The 16,284-nt window shown below is 67.8% G+C and carries 19 protein-coding genes; 9 read left to right on the top strand and 10 right to left on the bottom strand.

The window, feature by feature from the left end; translation table 11 throughout:
- The first annotated feature begins 135 nt into the window (after positions 1-135).
- On the top strand, positions 136-654 hold the full coding sequence (locus tag ACW175_RS02785; protein ID WP_492103144.1) for a CPBP family glutamic-type intramembrane protease: 519 nt from the start codon (positions 136-138) through the stop codon (positions 652-654).
- A gap of 106 nt (positions 655-760) precedes the next feature.
- Here ACW175_RS02785 and ACW175_RS02780 read toward each other — a convergent pair whose 3' ends face one another.
- Positions 761-1,318: an SH3 domain-containing protein gene (locus ACW175_RS02780; RefSeq protein ID WP_492103143.1), complete on the bottom strand. Its 558-nt coding sequence runs from the start codon at positions 1,316-1,318 to the stop codon at positions 761-763.
- Positions 1,319-1,497: 179 nt separating this feature from the next.
- On the opposite strand from ACW175_RS02780, the gene ACW175_RS02775 reads away from it, so the two are divergent.
- Positions 1,498-1,821, top strand: a complete 324-nt coding sequence (locus tag ACW175_RS02775; RefSeq protein WP_492103142.1) for a DUF2322 family protein — start codon at positions 1,498-1,500, stop codon at positions 1,819-1,821.
- On the opposite strand, the gene ACW175_RS02770 is transcribed toward ACW175_RS02775, so the two are convergent.
- Positions 1,818-2,444, bottom strand: a complete 627-nt coding sequence (locus tag ACW175_RS02770) for a glutathione S-transferase family protein (protein ID WP_492103141.1) — start codon at positions 2,442-2,444, stop codon at positions 1,818-1,820. The genes ACW175_RS02775 and ACW175_RS02770 overlap by 4 nt on opposite strands.
- Positions 2,445-2,567: 123 nt before the next feature.
- On the opposite strand from ACW175_RS02770, the gene ACW175_RS02765 reads away from it, so the two are divergent.
- The gene (locus ACW175_RS02765; protein WP_492103140.1) at positions 2,568-4,262 is read left to right on the top strand and encodes an acyl-CoA dehydrogenase family protein; all 1,695 of its coding nucleotides are present in this window, start codon (positions 2,568-2,570) and stop codon (positions 4,260-4,262) included.
- Between the two features lie 69 nt (positions 4,263-4,331).
- Complete coding sequence (locus ACW175_RS02760) at positions 4,332-5,939, top strand: serine hydrolase (protein WP_492103139.1); 1,608 nt, start codon at positions 4,332-4,334, stop codon at positions 5,937-5,939.
- Here ACW175_RS02760 and ACW175_RS02755 read toward each other — a convergent pair.
- Together ACW175_RS02755 and ACW175_RS02750 are read right to left on the bottom strand one after the other, a co-directional pair.
- Positions 5,936-7,423 carry a M56 family metallopeptidase gene (locus ACW175_RS02755; protein ID WP_492103138.1) on the bottom strand — a complete coding sequence of 496 codons (1,488 nt, stop codon included), beginning with the start codon at positions 7,421-7,423 and terminating at the stop codon, positions 5,936-5,938. The genes ACW175_RS02760 and ACW175_RS02755 overlap by 4 nt on opposite strands.
- The gene (locus ACW175_RS02750) at positions 7,416-7,784 is read right to left on the bottom strand and encodes a BlaI/MecI/CopY family transcriptional regulator (RefSeq protein WP_492103137.1); all 369 of its coding nucleotides are present in this window, start codon (positions 7,782-7,784) and stop codon (positions 7,416-7,418) included. Before ACW175_RS02750 ends, ACW175_RS02755 begins: the two co-directional genes overlap by 8 nt.
- Positions 7,785-7,889: 105 nt before the next feature.
- On the opposite strand from ACW175_RS02750, the gene ACW175_RS02745 reads away from it, so the two are divergent.
- Positions 7,890-10,076: a TonB-dependent receptor domain-containing protein gene (locus ACW175_RS02745; RefSeq protein ID WP_492103136.1), complete on the top strand. Its 2,187-nt coding sequence runs from the start codon at positions 7,890-7,892 to the stop codon at positions 10,074-10,076.
- 10 nt (positions 10,077-10,086) lie between these two features.
- Here ACW175_RS02745 and ACW175_RS02740 read toward each other — a convergent pair whose 3' ends face one another.
- The 4 genes from ACW175_RS02740 to ACW175_RS02725 all read right to left on the bottom strand — a co-directional run bounded on the left by ACW175_RS02740 (position 10,087) and on the right by ACW175_RS02725 (position 12,098).
- The gene (locus tag ACW175_RS02740) at positions 10,087-10,461 is read right to left on the bottom strand and encodes a hypothetical protein (RefSeq protein WP_492103135.1); all 375 of its coding nucleotides are present in this window, start codon (positions 10,459-10,461) and stop codon (positions 10,087-10,089) included.
- Between the two features lie 74 nt (positions 10,462-10,535).
- A complete protein-coding gene (locus ACW175_RS02735) occupies positions 10,536-11,144 on the bottom strand; it encodes a TetR/AcrR family transcriptional regulator (protein WP_492103134.1) in 609 nt (202 codons plus the stop codon).
- Positions 11,145-11,223: 79 nt separating this feature from the next.
- The gene (locus tag ACW175_RS02730) at positions 11,224-11,871 is read right to left on the bottom strand and encodes a TetR/AcrR family transcriptional regulator (RefSeq protein WP_492103133.1); all 648 of its coding nucleotides are present in this window, start codon (positions 11,869-11,871) and stop codon (positions 11,224-11,226) included.
- Positions 11,868-12,098 (bottom strand): CC0731 family SpdR-regulated protein, encoded by a 231-nt coding sequence (locus ACW175_RS02725; RefSeq protein ID WP_492103132.1) that lies wholly within the window; start codon positions 12,096-12,098, stop codon positions 11,868-11,870. Before ACW175_RS02725 ends, ACW175_RS02730 begins: the two co-directional genes overlap by 4 nt.
- A gap of 379 nt (positions 12,099-12,477) precedes the next feature.
- On the opposite strand from ACW175_RS02725, the gene ACW175_RS02720 reads away from it, so the two are divergent.
- Positions 12,478-12,684 (top strand): twin transmembrane helix small protein, encoded by a 207-nt coding sequence (locus ACW175_RS02720; protein ID WP_099575721.1) that lies wholly within the window; start codon positions 12,478-12,480, stop codon positions 12,682-12,684.
- A gap of 34 nt (positions 12,685-12,718) precedes the next feature.
- Entirely contained in the window at positions 12,719-13,297 is a 579-nt protein-coding gene (locus ACW175_RS02715) for a cob(I)yrinic acid a,c-diamide adenosyltransferase (RefSeq protein ID WP_492103131.1), read from the top strand.
- A 3-nt stretch (positions 13,298-13,300) separates the two neighbouring features.
- Here ACW175_RS02715 and ACW175_RS02710 read toward each other — a convergent pair whose 3' ends face one another.
- Entirely contained in the window at positions 13,301-13,573 is a 273-nt protein-coding gene (locus tag ACW175_RS02710; RefSeq protein WP_492103130.1) for a hypothetical protein, read from the bottom strand.
- 318 nt (positions 13,574-13,891) lie between these two features.
- Here ACW175_RS02710 and ACW175_RS02705 point away from each other — a divergent pair, with 318 nt between their 5' ends.
- Together ACW175_RS02705 and ACW175_RS02700 are read left to right on the top strand one after the other, a co-directional pair.
- Positions 13,892-14,638: an electron transfer flavoprotein subunit beta/FixA family protein gene (locus tag ACW175_RS02705; protein WP_492103129.1), complete on the top strand. Its 747-nt coding sequence runs from the start codon at positions 13,892-13,894 to the stop codon at positions 14,636-14,638.
- Positions 14,638-15,579, top strand: coding sequence for an electron transfer flavoprotein subunit alpha/FixB family protein (locus ACW175_RS02700; RefSeq protein ID WP_492103128.1), 942 nt, complete (start codon positions 14,638-14,640; stop codon positions 15,577-15,579). Before ACW175_RS02705 ends, ACW175_RS02700 begins: the two co-directional genes overlap by 1 nt.
- A 132-nt stretch (positions 15,580-15,711) precedes the next feature.
- Here the strand turns inward: ACW175_RS02700 and ACW175_RS02695 are convergent, their stop codons facing one another.
- Positions 15,712-16,248, bottom strand: coding sequence for a YcxB family protein (locus ACW175_RS02695; protein ID WP_492103127.1), 537 nt, complete (start codon positions 16,246-16,248; stop codon positions 15,712-15,714).
- Between the last annotated feature and the right edge of the window lie 36 nt (positions 16,249-16,284).

Below are 16,284 nucleotides of genomic sequence, written 5' to 3'. Positions count from 1 at the left end.
TTCTCCCCGGCGAAGGCCGGGGCCCCGATACAGCCTGAGCGTCTGGGGTGATCGCGCCAACGGCCTCGTGTACGTCTCGGCTCCTGGTGGGTTCGATCTGGGCCCCGGCCTTCGCCGGGGAAACGGAGGTGGGGCATGGTGACGAATCTAGCGATCTACCGCCACCGCCTCCTCACCAGCCTCCGCACCCTGCCCGCCCCGCGCGGCTGGGCGTTCTGCCTCGCCGTCTCCGCCGCCACCCTGGCGCTGATGATGGCCATCGGCTTCGTCACCGGCCTCTACCGGCTCCAGCCGACCGAACCCGGCCTGGCTCCGCGGATGCTGGTGGTGTTCTTCATCCCCGCGCTCGGCGAGGAAATCCCCTTCCGGGGCCTGCTGACACCCGGCCCCAACGAGAGCGCTCGGCCGAGGCTGGAGATCGCCGTGTCCACCGGCCTCTACACGCTCTGGCACGTCTTCGAGGCGGTGACCTTCCTGAAGTCCGCCGCCTCGGTTTTCCTGCGCCCGGACTTCCTGCTGTGCTGCGCCGTGCTGGGCTTGGGCTGCGCGGTGATGAAGCGCCGGACCGGCTCGATCTGGCCGGCCGTGATCCTGCACTGGGCGCTGGTGGTGATCTGGCAGACCTGGCTCGGCGGGGTTAGCGCGCTGTCCTAGGCCCGACACACGAAAAAGCCCGTCCGGTCATGGGGGCGACCGAACGGGCTCTCTTCGTGGCGCGGCCAGAGGGACGGAGCGGACGCGCCCCGAAACTCAGACCTCTTTAGGCGCGGTAGACGTACGCGCTGCTGACGTAGCCGACGCCGACGCCGTCCTGGCCGACCAGGATCCACTTGCCGTCGCCGGTGCGGCCCAGGGCCTGGAAGGTCTCACCCGAGGCGACCGCGCCCAGGCGTTCACCGCGGGTCGAGGCGGCGGCGCGCAGGTTCAGGGTCGAACGGGCGACATACTTGCCTTTGGTCGCGACCAGCGGAGCGGCCTGCACCGTCTGGGCGTAGCGATAGCCGCCCGACTTGTAGATGCCGCCGACCTCCTGGGCCGCGTCCTTCTTCTGCATGCCGCAGCCGACCGCCGAGCCGGCGCCAGCGCCGACCACGGCGCCGATGGCCGTGCCCGTGCCGCGATCACCCTTGCCGGCGATCTTGTTGCCGGCCAGAGCGCCCAGCAGGCCGCCCACGACCGCGCCGACTTCCTGCTTGGAGCCCGAGGCCTTGCAGCCGACGACGCCGGCGCTGGCTTGCGGAGCGGCGGCCAGCGACAGAGCGGTGGCGGCGGCGCCCAGGGTCAGGGCGATGGTCTTGATCTTCGTGTTGATGGTCATGGTCGTAAGTCCCTTTTGAATGTCTTCGGGGTCAGCAACCCCGTGAGACAGACCATGACAGGGCGAAGCTGAACGGTTGCGCGGACAGCTTCAGCAGATTTCGTTCATGTTGAAAAAAGTTGGCGAGGCGGCTACAGGCCGCGCCCGCGACGACCTCAAGCCCTCAGGAGAAGCTGGCGATGATCCAACCTGGCGCGTCCTTCAAGGACAACCTTCAGCGGTTGCCGCCCATCGAAGGCGTTCAGCGCGTCGACCTCATCGACGCCCAGGGCGCCGTGGTCGGCACTATCGAGAACCAGCCGGGCAAGCAGGGCTCGGTGGCCGTCTATCAATATCTGAAGCAGACCTTCGGCGCCCTGGATGAGAAAGCGGCCCAACATGGCCTGGCCGTCTTCGCCGAGCACACGACGGATGCGCGCCAGCGTCCCGGCGCGCATCCGAATATCGACCGCCTGCTGGTGATCGCCGCCGGCGGCGCGCCACTGACGATCCAGATCGCCTAAGCGCCCAGGGCGTAGGGACCGCTCTTGTCCAGCGCCGCCTTCCAGGCCGGGCGCGCGTGCATCCGCTCGATCCAGGCGGCCATGTGCGGGTACTCCGGCAGCTTGCCCATGGCCTTGGCGACCTCGGGCACGAAGCTCATCTGGATGTCGGCGCCGGTCAGGGTGTCACCGACGAAGAACTCGCGCCCTGCCAGATGCTTGTCGACGAAGGCCAGGTGGTTGGCGATCTCGCCCTGGATGCGCGGGTGCAGCGGCGCGCCGGCCTCGCCCAGGCGGCCGACATACATGTTGAGCAGAAGCGGCAGCATGGCCGAGCCCTCGGCATAGTGCAGCCACTGCTGGTAAACGTCGTAGTCGGCGCTGGCGGGAGCGGGCGCCAGCCGGCCGCCGGCGTGGCGGCGAATGACGTAGTCGATGATCGCGCCGGACTCGATGACCACCTGCCCGGCGTCCTCGATCACCGGCGACTTGCCCAGCGGATGCACATCGGTCAGCGACGGCGGCGCAAGGCGCGTCTGCGGATCGCGGGTGTGCTGGACGATCTCGTAAGGCAGACCCAGCTCCTCCAGGAGCCAGAGGATCCGCTGCGAGCGCGACTCGTTGAGGTGGTGGACCTTGAGCATCGGACTCCCCGTTTTGTGATCGTTATGCTGCAGCGCGGCATTGCTCGCAGGTGCGAAATGCGCCACGGTGAAAGAAAACAATTGTTTGGCTTAAAACACCTGTTTGGCCAAGGGGAGCAAGCCATGACCACGACGATCGCGCGGGACAACGCCGAAAACCTCGTCCTCCCGGGACTGACCGGCCTTCTGCGCGAGGCCGCCGACGCGGCGGGGCTGTTCGTGGCCGAGGCCAAGCCGCCGGTGCTGGCCCATATCGCCCCGGATGGCGGCAAGATCGACCGCAAGCTGGCCGACGTCCATCAGCACCGCGTCCATGGCTATGGCTGGTACGCCGCCTATGCCGAGCTGCTGAACCAGGTCGCCGGCTGGGCCGAGCGGCTGCGGGACGAGGGCCGGTTCGGCGAGATCGAGGCCCTGCTGGCCCAGCTGCTGTTTTCCGAATACTGCGCCCAACTGGTCGGCGGCGTGCCGATGAACCAGGGCGAGATCGTCCGCCCGGCCCATCTGGTCGAGGACCGGGCGGTGCTGAACCGGCTCTATTCCAACGGCCTGATGAAACTGATGGTCGAGGGTGGGACCCAGGCCGTAAAGACCCGCATCGCCCAGCGCCTGGCCGAGGCGCGCGGTCGCCCGACCCTGGAGCAGACGGGCCTCGAAGAGACCTTCGAGATGATCCGCGACCAGTTCCACGCCTTCGCCGAGGAAAAGGTCACCCCCTTCGCCCACGAGTGGCACCTGAAAGACGAGCTGATCCCGGTCGAGCTGGTGGAAGAGCTTGGCGCGCTGGGCGTGTTCGGCCTGACCATCCCCGAGGAATATGGCGGCAGCGGCATGGGCAAGACCGCCATGTGCGTGGTCTCCGAAGAGCTGTCACGCGCCTGGATCGGCGTCGGCTCGCTGGCCACCCGCTCGGAGATCGCCGGCGAGCTGATCCTGACCGGCGGCACGGACGCTCAGAAGGAATATTGGCTGCCGAAGATCGCCAGCGCCGAGATCCTGCCGACCGCCGTCTTCACCGAGCCGAACACGGGCAGCGACCTCGGGTCCTTGCGCACCCGCGCGGTGCTGGACGGCGAGAATTACGTCGTGACCGGCAACAAGACCTGGATCACCCACGCCGCCCGCGCCGACGTCATGACCCTGCTGGTCCGCACCGCCCCGGCCACCACCGACTATCGCGGCCTCTCGATGCTGCTGGCCCCCAAGCCGCGCGGCACGGATGAGGCCCCCTTCCCCGCCGACGGCATGACCGGCGGCGAGATCGGGGTGATCGGCTATCGCGGCATGAAGGAATACGAACTGGGCTTCGACGGCTTCACCGTGCCGGCCGAGAACCTGCTGGGCGGGGTTCCGGGCCAGGGCTTCAAGCAGCTGATGGCCACCTTCGAGAGCGCCCGCATCCAGACCGCCGCCCGCGCCGTCGGCGTGGCGCAAGCCGCGCTGGAGACCGGCCTTGGCTATGCCCTGGACCGCCAACAGTTCGGCCAGGCGATCTTCGACTTCCCGCGCGTGCACAACAAGCTGGCCATGATGGCCGCCGAGATCATGGGCGTGCGCCAGCTGACCTACTACGCCGCCCGCCAGAAGGACGAAGGCAAGCGCTGCGACCTTGAGGCCGGCATGGCCAAGCTGATCGCCGCGCGGGTCGCCTGGGCGGCGGCGGATAACGCCCTGCAGATCCACGGCGGCAACGGCTTCGCCATGGAATATGTGGCCAGCCGCCTGCTGGCCGACGCCCGGATCCTGAACATCTTCGAGGGCGCGGGCGAGATCCAGGCCCAGGTGATCGCGCGCCGTCTGCTGGATGGTGGGAACTGAGGCTTAGCGCCCCTTGCCGCCTCCACGAGCATCAGCTTAGCGTGCCTGCCTCACGCCGAAGGATCGCCCATGCTCGCCACGACCCGCCGCACCGCCCTTGTCTCGGCTCTCGCCACGGGCGGCCTCGCGGCGTTCGGCAACCGGGCCTTCGCGCAGGACACCGGCGCGGTCGGGGCGGCGGTCGACAAGTTCGCCCAGGAGGTGATGGCGGCCTTCCCCGACCAGCCGGGCCTGGGCGTCACGGTGGTCGAGAACGGCAAGGTCACCCTGGCCAAGGGCTATGGCGTCAAGCGCCTGGGGACAGAAGGTCGGGTCGACGAGAACACCGCTTTCGGCATCGCCTCCAACACCAAGGCCATGACCGCCGCCCTGATCGCCATGCTGGTTGAGGAGGGCAAGCTGGCCTGGGACGCGCCGGTCACCCAGTACATGCCGTCGTTCCAGATGAGCGATCCGGTCGTCACCAAGCTGATGACCGTCCGCGACCTGCTGGTCCATCGCAGCGGCCTGACCCTGGGCGCTGGCGACCTGATGATCTGGCCCTCGCCCACCCACACCCGCGCCGACATCGTGGCCGGGCTGAAATACCTGCCGATCGGCGGCCAGTTCCGGGGCGGCTACGCCTATGACAACGTCCTCTATGTCGCCGCCGGCGTGCTGATCGAGACCGTCACCGGGCAGAAGTGGGAAGAGGTCATCAAGACCCGGATCTTCCAGCCGCTGGCCATGAACGACACCGTCTCCAGCCCGGCCCTGGTCGACCGCGCCCACCGCGCCGAGCCGCACTGCCGCCTGGGTCCGCCGGTGCGGGGCCTGGGCCCCCAGACCGTGCTGCCGTTCGACGGCAGTTTCGACGCGGCGGGTCCGGCCGGCGGGGTCAATTCCACGCCCAAGGACATCGCCCAGTGGCTGATGGTCCAGCTGGGCCTTGGCCTGTCGCCCAACGGCAAGCGCCTGTGGAGCGAGACCTCGGCCAAGGAAATGTGGAAGCCGCAGACCATCACCAGTTCGACCGATGGTCCGACCACGGAGAACCCGGCGCGGCCGTCGATTCAGGCCTACGCCCTGGGCTGGTTCGTGCAGGACCATCGCGGCGAGCGGCTGCTGTGGCACACCGGGGGCCTGGCCGGCTTCATCTCCTATACGGGCCTGCTGCCGGGTCGGAAGTCCGGCATCATGGTGATGACCAACGCCGAGGAGAACCCGGTCCTGCGCTCGCTGCGCTACGGCGGGCCGGACCGCCTGCAGGGCCGTAGCGACTTCGACTGGATCGCCTCGTCCAAGCGCGTCCAGGCCCAGGCCGACGCCGATACGATCCGGGACGCGGCCAAGGCCGCCACGCCGTCGTCTGGCGCCAAGCCCAGCCTGCCGCTGAGCGCCTATGCTGGCGTCTATCGCGACCCCTGGTACGGTACGGTGACGATCAAGGTGGTCGGGAAGGGTAAGGCGCAGGGCCTGCACGTGGCCTTCGACAAGACCCCGCTGCTGAAGGGCAAGCTAGAGGTCTTCGACGGCGAGACCTTCAAGACCGTGTTCGACGACCGCACCCAGGAGGACGCCTTCTTCACCTTCGACCTCAAGGACGGCAAGGTCGTCTCGGCCCTGGTCAAGGCGGTCTCGCCGCTGGCCGATTTCAGCTTCGACTATCAGGATCTGAGGCTGACGAAAGAAGCCTAACCGCGCTCGGAGCGCCGCATCCCCTCGAACATCGCCTGGTAGGCCGTGAGCTGGCGGCCTTCCTCGATCTCTTCGGGTGTCTCGGCGCGGACGCTGGTGGTGACGACGATGTCCTGGCCGGTCGGCAGGCGCACGACGCCGGACTGGTTGGGCGGAAGCTCGATCGAGGCGGTGAGCTCAGGCCGGAAGCTGCGGCCCAGACTGACCGTCACTAAAAGACGCTCGCCCTGCTGGACCACGCTGGTGAACAGCGAATAGCGGCTGCCTGCCCGCTCATAGGCGCCCTTGCGATAGAGCCGCTGCGAGCCGAAGGCGGTGAAGTCGGCCCACAGGCGGGCGCCGTCGGGCGCGACGCCGCTGGCCACCACCCGCACCGCCAGACCGGGCTGGACCCGCGAGCGGTCGGCGACGGCTTGGATGATCCGGGCTCGTCGCATCTGCATCGGCGGGGCGATGACGACGGGCGCCGGCTCGGCGACCGGCTCCAGGACAGGCTCGGCCACGGCCACCAGGGTCGGGGCCGCGACGGCGCGATGCGGCGAGCCCGTGGGCGCGCGCGGCGCGACCGGGGCCGGGGACGGACGCGGCGCCTGGGGAGGCGGTTCGACGAAGCGCGGCGGATCGACGGCCATCACCACGTCCGGCGGCCGCGAGGCCCAGACGGCCGAGGCGCCGCCCACGACCAGCAGGGCGATGCAGGACAGGCCCGCCAGGCGGCGGCCCCGGCTGGGCGTGCGGCGCGACAGCAGCTTCACGCGCTGGGCCAGCGGGTGGGTCGCCCAGTGGCAGCCCAGCGGCAGCGGACGGATGGCCAGCTGGGTCTTCAGCATGGCCTCGGCATAGGCGCGGCGGGCCTTGGGATAGGCGGCGACCACGCCGGCGTCGCAGGCCTGCTCCTGGTCGATGCGCAGCCAGCGTCCCATCACGTGGACCGCCGGGTTGAACCAGTGGATGCAGGTCGCCAGGGCCATCAGGGCGTTGATCGGCGGATCGCGGCGCTTGAGATGCGCCTGTTCATGGGCCAGCACCACTTCCCGCTCGCGGGGGGTGTAACGGCGCTCGAAGTCGTCGGGGACCACCACGCGCGGCCGCAGCACGCCGACCACCGCCGGCCCGGCCTTTCCCGCGCGGGCGGCGCGGGCGAACTGGACCTGGTTCCAGACCAGCCAGGCCAGGCTGGCGACCATGCCCAACAGCCACAGCCCGGCCAGATAGGGCCGGATATCGACCGGCGCACGGGCCAGGGTCTCCGCCGACAGGACCGAGGCCCGCCCTGGCTCGACCGAAGCCGCCGGAACCCTGACCGTCAGCACCCGCGTGGGAAGCAGCATGGCCAGCCCGGCCAGCGGCGGCAGGCTCCACAGGCCGTACGCCACCCGCGCTCCGAACAGCCGCCGCGCCGGCAGGCGCAGAACCATCACCGCCGCGACCGCGACGGCCAGGGCGAGGTTCAGGTTCAGCAGGTCCGCGAAGCGCTCAGCCATCGTCGTCGATGTCCGCGATCAGGTCCCTCAGCAGCTTGACGTCCTTAGGCGTCAGCGCCCGGTGCTGCGCGAAGTGTGCGACCAAGGGCGCCACCTCGCCGCCGAAAAGGCGATCGACCAGGTTCTGGCTCTCGGACTGCACATAGTCGTCGCGCGACACCAGCGGCCGATAGAGATAACCGCCCGCCTCGCGCGCACCGGCGATAGCGCCCTTCTTCAGCAGGCGCGTGATCAGGGTCTTCACCGTGCCGGGCGCCCAGCCGTGAGCCTCGCCCACCTGCGCCACCACGCCTTCGGGCGTCAGCGGACCGCAGCGCCACAGCGCTTCCATGACCTGACTCTCGGCGCCCGAAATCCGCACGCGCCCACTCCATTACCGAAATTACATTTGTATTTTACGCGAGAATACAGCTGTATCCTAGCCTAGTCCGTCGCTGACGCCAGCGACCTAGGGGGGAATTTCGCAGTGCCTGTCGGTATCGTCTGGATCGCGTTCGCCGCCCAAGCCGCCGCCGCGGCCTCTCCCGCCGCGCAACCGCCCGTTTCCCAGGCGCCGGCCGCGAAACCCTCCGCCGCCAAGCCCGGCGACGGCGCCAATGGCGTCAGCGCCGTGACCATCACGGCCGACGCTCCGGCGGTGCGCACCTCGATCGACCGCCGCAGCTACAGCGTCGCGGGCGATCTGGCCGCGCAGTCGGGCGGCGTCGCCGACGCCCTGCGCAACGTCCCTTCCGTGGAGGTCGACGTGCAAGGCAATGTCAGCCTGCGCGGCGATCCCAACGTCACCATCCTGATCGACGGCAAGCCCTCGGGCCTGTTCAGCGGCGACGGGCGCGGCCAGGCGCTGCAGCAGATGCCGGCCGAGCGCATCGACCGCGTCGAGGTGATCACCAACCCCTCGGCCGAGTTCCGCGCCGATGGCACGGGCGGGGTCATCAACCTGATCACCAAGAAGGCCAAGGGCTCGGGTCGCACCAGCTCGATCCGCGTCACCGGCGGCGACCACGGCCGCGGCGGGCTGTCGGGGAATATCGGCTACAACAGCGGCAAGCTGTCGGCTTCGGGCGATATCAACTACCGCCGCGACGTGTTCGACCAGGTCGACTACGAGCGCCGCCAGCAGGCCAGTCTCGACAGCGAAACGCGAGGTTCCACCGACTTCGACATCGACGGCGTGACCAGCCAGGGCACGGTCGACTACGACATCTCCGACAAGCTGCGGATCGGCGGCGAGGCGCGGCTGTCGCGCTTCAACCTGGCGCTCGACAGCACGGCCGACACCACGCGAGAGGACGCCGCCGGCGCGCTGGTCCAGGCCTATGGGCGCGACCTCTCGATCCGCCAGAAGCGTGAGAACGCGGCGATCGTCAGCAGTTTGCGCCGCAAGTTCGACGGCGAGGGCCACGAGCTGTCGCTGCGGCTCAGCTACGACGTCACCGACGACAATCGCACGCGGACGGGCCACACCTTGGCGACCGCGCCGAGCGCCTCCAGCGCCTACGATCAGCAGCGGCTGGGCTACGACACCCGCCAGACCGACCTCAAGGGCGACTATGTCCGGCCCATGGGTCCGGGCCAGACCCTGAAGCTGGGCTTCGACCTGCAGTTCGACGACAACGCCTATGAGAATGTCGGCCTGAGCGGCGGCGCATTGAGCGGCCTCGCCATCGATCCCGGCCTGACCAACACGTTCTTCTACGAACAAAAACTGAGCCAGGCCTATGTCACCTACGAGCGCCCGCTCGGCGACCTGACGATGCTGGCCGGCCTGCGCTACGAGCAGTCGAAGCTGGATCTGACCTCGACCGGCCGCGAGACCGACAACGACACCACCCGGCTGATGCCCAGCCTGCACCTGTCCTACAAGCTGAACGACCAGCAGAAGCTGACCGCCAGCTATAGCGAGCGCCTGCAGCGCCCCGGCCCGTTCGACCTCAATCCCGTGCCGTTCCTGCTGGACCCGCTGAACTACCGGGTCGGCAACCCGAACCTTAAGCCGCAGCAGACCCACTCGTTCGAGCTGGGCTGGCAGTACCGCAGGGCGCCGGTGATGGCCCTGGCCACTCTGTTCTATCGCGAGAACGACAAGGTGGTGACCGATGTCGTGACGGACCGGGGCGGCGGCGTCTTCGTCACCACCAAGGCCAATGTCGCCCAGACCCGCAACGGCGGCCTGGAACTGGTCCTGAACGGCAAGCTGACGCCCAAGCTGACCTACAACCTCAGCAGCACCCTGTTCTGGGCGCAGCTGGACGGCTCGAACCTTGGCTTTACCGACAAGCGCAAGGGCACGACGGTTCAGGGCCGCGCCAGCCTGAGCTGGCAGGCCACGCCCAAGGATCTCCTGCAGATCAACGGCGTCATGGTCGGCAAGCGCCTGACGCCGCAAGGCTACGCCATGCCCTTCGGGGGCATCGACCTGGGCTATCGCCACAAGATGAGCGAGCAGTTGTCCCTGCTGGTCTCCGTCCAGGACGCCCTCGGCCTCTACCGCGACAAGCAGGTGATCGACACGCCCTCGCTCAAGAGCCTGGTGGTCCGCGACCCCGACGCCCGCAATATCCGCATCACCCTGGCCTGGACCTTCGGGACCGGCAAGGGCCGCAAGGATCCGGGCTTCGAGTTCCAGAATCCGGGCGCGGGACCGCAGTAGGAGAAGGCGTTCAGCGCCAGCTGATCGCGGCCTGCTGAACCGTCGGCGTCTGGGCCAGGGTCACGACGTCGGCGCCGTCGAGGCTGCAGCGGCCCCGGCCGTCGGCGCTCATCACGCAGTCGACGCGCCGGGAGAAGGCGGCGGCCATCAGGATCTTGCGGTCGATCGACGCCCCGCCATCCAGCCGCACCAGCACCCAGTCGGAAGGCTTGGGTCCCAAGGCGACGCAGATCACGCCGGCGGCGGGAACGTCGAGGACCGGTCCAGAGACGGTCTCGCCCGCCATGGCCCGCGCCGAACAGGCCAGGGCCGGCGTCGCGGCGAGAACCGCGAAACCCGCCAGAAGGGCGGCGAAAAGGACTGCGGACGAGGTGGTGACGCGCATGCCGACGCTCCTGGCTGGCGCGTTAACAATTCCTGACAGGCGGCCCTGTTCCCGGCGCGCGGACCTTCGGCGTCCTAGCGCGGCTTCCAGCCCTCGGCGATCACCCCGATCTGCTTGTCCATCACCGCCGACATCTGGGCCGCCGGCAGGTTCCCGCCGGCCGCCGCGGCCATGCGGTAGTTCCAGGCGTACGAGGCCTTCAAGGTGTCGACGATGAGTTGCGGCTCGAGATCGGGGCGCACCTCGCCCTTGCGCACGCCCTCTTCCAGCACGTCGAGCAGCATCTGGTTCAGGCGCGGATTGCGCCCGTAGGGCGTGACGCCTGGATCGTTGTTCGGATTGTACGAGGCCGCGACGTGGGCGAGGAACAGCTTCACCCGCCGCGTCTCGTACTCGTAGTGGATGGCGAAGATCGAGCACAGCTTGTCGGCCGTGCTGCCGCGCAGGAACGGCACCACGCGGTCGAACTCCGCATAGAGCTCGGCAAGACGGTGGTCCATCACATGGCTCAGCACCTCCGCCTTGGAAGCGAAGGTCGTGAACACGCTCCCGACGGAGACCCCCGCGCGCTCAGCGATGGCGCGGATGGTCGTCTCATCGTAGCCGACCTCGTTGAAGAGGTCCCTGGCGGCTTCGAGCACCCGTTCCCGGGTCGCCGCCTTCTGGTCAGTTCTTACGCCCACGCACGTCCCCCTCGAACACGCTAGCGTCGCTGTTACAAAGGCGCTCCGTTCCCCCGAACGGAGCGCCCAGTTTCGTTCGTCAGGCGCGAGCGCCCGCGAAGATGACCTTCAGTTGATCCGAAAGCCGCGCCAGCAGAGCTTCCACCGACCAGCCGTCGTAGACGGCGCGGCGATAGTTGGCGACATACACGTCCCAGCTCATCTCAGCCAAGAGCTTGGCGTCGATATCTTTTTTAAGCTGGCCTTGGTCGATGCCACGTTGCAGGGCGTCGGCGATCAGGCGGAACAGGTGCTTGATGTCGTTGCGGGCGCGACGCTCGGCGGCTTCCGAGCGAGTCCAGGACACCGCGATGCTGGCGCGCAGCAGCGGCAGTTGCTCGACGTGGAAGCCGTAGGCGACGCCGAACAGGCCCAGCAGGGCTTCATCGACGGTCTTGGCGTTGCGCGAGGCCTGGGTCATCTGGGCGTAGACGACTTCGTAGTCGGCGGTCAGGATTTCTTCGAACAGCTCCGACTTGTCGGCGAAGCTGGCGAACACGGCGCCGGTCGACATGCCGGCCGCCTGAGCGATGTCACGGATGGTCGCGCCTTCGTAGCCGCGCTCGCTGAACAGGCCGCGGGCGGCGGCCAGGACGCGTTCACGGGTGCGCTGCTTGGCGAGGGCCCGGCGGGTCAGCTTCACCGGAGAGTCGGTGGCGGACTCGATGTTCACGGACACAAAGCTCATGCGGCGGCCTCCAGGCGGGCGAGAGCCGCTTCGGCGCGCTTCTCGAATTCGATGCAGTACTCGTCGACGACATTCTGAAGGACGTCGGCGTAACGACGGGCCAGTTGACGGCCATCCTGCGCGGCGTCGCGCAGGTCGGTGATCAGTTGATGGACTTCGGCCAGGGCATCTTCGCGATCGGACGCGGAGAGCGCAGCGTTGGTCGAGAGCAGAGTGCTCTGGGCCATTGCAGTTAACTCCTACCCCCGCTGGGGTGAGTGAAAAGCGTTGAACGATCCGCGGTGGGGGAGGTTGATCATGTTCAACGAACGCGCACTGAGAAATAGGAAGCGGGCGCAATAACGCTAGGGGCGCGCCATTGCAACCGCGAAAACGAACTCAAATCCCCGAACAAGGGGCGCGGGATATAGATATGGGAGCGCTCTCAAAGCGTCACTGCGACAAATCCGCTCAACGAACAAGTTCGCCGAATTGACTCATCGGACCGAGGTCATCGAACCGAGTCGCCGTTCGCGGCGGTGACCGCCCCGCGCTTTCCAGCTGACGCCCCCTTATGGCTCCGGTCGCTATGGCGCGGCTTGACGCAACGCCCTATTCTCCGAGGCCATGAGCCACCTGTTCGATTTCCTCGTCCCAGCCGCGCTATTGGCGGTTCTGCTCGCCTTGGCCGCGGGGCTTTACGCCCTGTTTCGCGGCGGCGACTTTGGCCGTTCGTACTCCAACAAGCTGATGCGACTGCGGGTGCTGCTGCAGTTCATCGCCATCATCGTGCTGGTCGCCGCCGCGTTCTGGTGGCGGCGTGGCGGCGCGTAGCTAAGCTGCTTCGCCGAAACGGAACCCGCGACGAATGGTCACGCTCAATCGCATCTATACCCGCACCGGCGACGGCGGCTCGACGCGCCTGGCCACCGGCGCGCCGGTCAGCAAGGCCTCGTTGCGGGTCGAAGCCTATGGCGGGGTCGACGAGACCAACGCCACGATCGGCGTCGCGAGACAGCACACCAGCGCCGATCCGGCGCTCGACGCCATGCTGGAGCGGATCCAGAACGACCTCTTCGACCTGGGCGCGGACCTGGCCACGCCCGAGCAGCACGGCAAGCCCGAATGGGAGCCGCTGCGCATCCTCGAAGGCCAGGTCGAGCGGCTGGAGCAGGAGATCGACCTGCTGAACGGCGAGATGGAGCCCTTGACCTCGTTCGTGCTCCCCGCTGGGTCGCCGGCGGCGGCGGCCCTGCACGTGGCGCGCACCGTCTGCCGCCGGGCCGAACGCGCCTGCGTGGCGCTGTCGGAGACGGAGGGCGAGATCGTGGGAAAGCCGGCGATCAAGTACCTGAACCGGCTATCGGATCTTTTGTTCGTCGCCGCGCGCTGGAGCAACGACAAGGGCCGCGCCGACGTCCTTTGGAAGCCCGGCGCGACGCGGTAGAGCCTACTTCTTCGCCGGAGCGGCAGGGGTCGCCGCGGGCGCGGGCGACGCGGGCGCCTCGCCATTGATCGGCGGCACGTTCAGCGGGCGGCGCGTCAGGGTCTCGATCGAATAGACCCGCCCGCACTTCATCCACTTGCCGGCCCAGGGACGACCCTGCTCCTCGCACTTCGCCTTCGGCCATACCCAAACGACGTGGTAGGTCAGGGCGGCGCCGCTCAGCAGCACGAACAGGCCCAGGAAGATGTACTTCAGGCGGGTGAAAGTCTTGTTCATGGGCGCTCTTTAGAGCCTGTCCGTTTCTGATGGAACATCAGAAACGGACAAACAGGCTCTAACACTTAGAGATGGAGCGTGGCGGCCGCCGAAACCGCTCACACTTTCGGCTGCCACGCTCGCCCGCCTTTCCGCACGTAAGGGAATTGGCTCAGCCGATGCGGCCGACCCGCGAAGCGCTTAAAATCGTACAACCGTTTGAACCATACCCGACTTTACGCATTACGCTTACGCAAAGGGAAACTTGCATTGCGGCGCCGAAGCGGTAAGTCGGAGGCCAAGCATGGATAAAAAGCAGCCTGGAGGCGGTGGAAACCGATGAAGGTCCTAGTCCCGGTCAAACGGGTTATCGATTACAACGTCAAGGCCCGCGTGAAGGCGGACCAGACCGGTGTCGACCTTGCGAACGTCAAGATGTCGATGAACCCCTTCTGCGAGATCGCGGTCGAAGAAGCCGTGCGCCTCAAGGAAAAGGGCGTGGCGACCGAGGTCGTCATCGTCAGCATCGGTCCGGCGCAAGCTCAGGAAACGATCCGCACGGCCCTGGCCATGGGCGGCGATCGCGGCGTCCTGATCACCACCGACGCCGATCCCGAGCCGCTGGCCGTGGCCAAGCTGCTGGCGGCCGTCGTGGCTGAAGAAAATCCGAACCTGGTCCTGATGGGCAAGCAGGCGATCGACGGCGACAACAACGCCGTCGGCCAGATGCTGTCGGCCCTGCTCGGCTGGCCGCAGGCGACCTACGCCTCGGCGATCGAGGTCTCCGGTTCGACCGCCAAGGTCACCCGCGAAGTCGACGGCGGCCTCCAGGTCCTGGACGTCGACCTGCCGGCCGTGATCACCGCCGACCTGCGCCTGAACGAGCCGCGCTACGCGTCTCTGCCCAACATCATGAAGGCCAAGAAGAAGGAGATCGCCAGTAAGGCGGTCGCCGACTACGCGGTCGACATCGCCCCTCGCCTGAAGGTGGTCAAGGTCACCGAGCCGGCCAAGCGCTCGGCCGGCATCAAGGTCGAAACCGCCGCCGATCTGGTTTCCAAGCTCAACACTGCGGGGGTGCTGTAATGGCTGTTCTCGTCGTCGCCGATAACGACAACGCGCACCTGCGCGATGGCACCCACAAGACCGTCACCGCCGCCCTGAAGCTGTCGGGTGACGTGGACGTGCTGGTGCTGGGCAAGGGCGCCAAGGGCGTGGCCGACGCGGCCGCCAAGATCAGCGGCGTCCGCAAGGTGCTGCTGGCCGAGAGCGACGCCCTGGGCCATGGCCTGGCCGAGGCGCAAGCCGACGCCGTCCTGGCCCTGGCGGGCAACTACGATGCGATCCTGGTGCCGGCCACCTCGGGCGGCAAGAACTTCGCCCCCCGCGTCGCCGCCAAGCTGGACGTCGCCCCGATCAGCGAGATCGTCGAGGTCGTCTCGGCCGACACCTTCACGCGCCCGATCTATGCCGGCAACGCCCTGGAGACGATCCAGTCGTCGGACGCCAAGAAGGTGATCACCGTTCGTCCGACCGCCTTCGCGGCGGCGGAAGAAGGCGGCTCGGCCTCGGTCGAGACCGTGGGCGGCGCCGATGCGGCCAAGACCCGCTTCGTCAGCGAAGAGATGGTCAAGTCGGATCGTCCGGAACTGGCCGCGGCCAAGATCGTCGTCTCTGGCGGTCGCGCCATGGGCTCGGCCGAAGAGTTCCAGCGCGTGATCGAGCCGCTGGCCGACAAGCTGGGCGCCGCCGTCGGCGCCTCGCGCGCGGCCGTCGACGCCGGCTACGCCCCGAACGACTACCAGGTCGGCCAGACCGGCAAGGTCGTGGCCCCGCAGCTCTACGTCGCCATCGGCATCTCGGGCGCCATCCAGCACCTGGCCGGCATGAAGGACTCCAAGGTGATCGTCGCGATCAACAAGGACGCCGACGCGCCGATCTTCCAAGTCGCCGACTTCGGCCTCGTGGCCGACTACAAGACGGCCGTGCCGGAACTGATGGACGCCCTGACGGCGGCGGGCAAGTAAGTCCAGCCCCCGAGCATCGCGAGAATGCGAAAGGCCTGGAGAGCGATCTCCGGGCCTTTTTGCTAGGCGGCGCCGGCGCTCAGCGCGCCAAGGTTCCCTCGGAAGACGGGCGGGATCGGAGGTAGAAGACCGCTACCCGATCTTTTTCTTCTTGCCCGCCTTGCCCAACGCGGCGGTGAGATGGCGCCGGATCTCGGAGACCTGCTGGTCGCTCAGACAGCGTTTGGGCAGCGGATTCAGGATACTGTCGCTCTGGAACAGCACCAAGATGAGGTCATCCTCCAGCCAGCGCGTGTAGTCGCCCCAGGCGAGGCGATTGTGGCCCGTCAAGGCGCTGATCTCGATGCCGCTCTCGTCCCAGGTAAAGGTGACCTCGTCGCTCAGGCTTTTCTGCTGGGCCACGATGCGCTTGGCGCGCCGGGGAAGCGTCACGGTCTCTACCACGATGTTCATCGTCGACAGGAAGACGGTGAGCAGCGGCAGGACAGGATCTTCGAGCAGCGCACTCCAGCCAAAGTCGACGAGATTCCGCCAACTGCCCCACAGGTATAGCGCGATCAGGACGATGGGCATGAACCGCGACAGTTGGACGGGGAAGCTCTTGCGGCGCTGAAGACGCCAAGCGGCGAGCAGATCTTGAGGCGCTAGCTTGACGGTCGTGGACGACATGATGACTCGCGGGAAAACCTTAGGCTGCAGACCTAG

The organism is Caulobacter sp. FV1ye6ST (assembly GCF_058681225.1).
Note: the sequence above shows the minus strand (reverse complement) of the source record. Positions and strands in the feature narration are given on the sequence as shown.